The 873-nt window shown below is 67.8% G+C and carries 1 protein-coding gene; it reads right to left on the bottom strand.

Annotated elements, in window-relative coordinates; genetic code table 11:
- Nucleotides 1-40: 40 nt before the first annotated feature.
- On the bottom strand, nucleotides 41-873 hold an 833-nt coding region (locus tag LzC2_RS21555), incomplete at its 5' end, for a CAP domain-containing protein (protein ID WP_171190074.1).

Genomic DNA, 873 nt, shown 5'->3' with positions numbered 1-873 from the left:
CTCACCCCCAGCCCCTCTCCCCCAAAGGGGGCGAGGGGAGTTATTCTCCGCCCGCGTCGCTGGGTTCGGCGTCCTCGTCCGCCGGGGGGCTCCAGACCTCGGGGTTCACGCTGCCGTCCTCGCCGGGGCGGAGGATCAGTACCTGGCCGGAGTTCAGCTCCAGCGGCTCGGCGGTCTCCTCGGGCGGGGCGTCGCTGGAAGTCGCGTCGTCCGCCGCCGGCGGCGCCGCTCCCATGCGGACCTGCACAGCCCCGACGGTGCAGCTTTTATGCGTTTGAATATAACGCGGCGGCAGCGTGTATTCGCGCGACCCGACCCGATAGGTCTGCGACGCCTCGGTTCGATTCTCGACTTCAAAGGAGACCGCAGCGCTCGACGGCAGGCCGAACAACTGCACGGAGAAATAGCGGCCGCTCTCCGGGTCGTAGACCACGCCGACGCCGGTCTCGGTCACGTCGTCGGCCAGCAGGTTCTTGCGATGGCCGGGCGATTCGATCCAGCCCTCGACGGAGACCTCGGCCAGTTTCTCCGCGGCGAACCCGAACGTATCGAAGTGATAGGCGAGGTTTTCCCGCACGGAGCAATAGTCATAGCCGGCCGCTTTGACCCGCTGGGCCGGCGTCGTGCCGCCGGCCTGATGGCCGAACAGCCCTTCCTGAGCCAGATAACGCCCGAACTTCTCCGCGGCTTTGGCCAGCGTTTCGTTGCGGGTCACCGGTTCTAAATCGTGCTTCTGACGGAAGGCGTTGGTGCGATCCGTAATAATCTTCGCCGCTTCGTCGACGTCGGCGCGGTCGGCGGTGGGGCGTTCGCCGCCGGTGGGCGGCAGCTTTAAGGTGCCGCGCTCGTCCGCCGGCTCGGGCGAGGCCGGGG

The sequence above is a fragment of the Alienimonas chondri genome (assembly GCF_013036045.1).
In the GTDB taxonomy this organism is placed as follows: Bacteria; Planctomycetota; Planctomycetia; order Planctomycetales; family Planctomycetaceae; genus Alienimonas; species Alienimonas chondri.
Note: the sequence above shows the minus strand (reverse complement) of the source record. Positions and strands in the feature narration are given on the sequence as shown.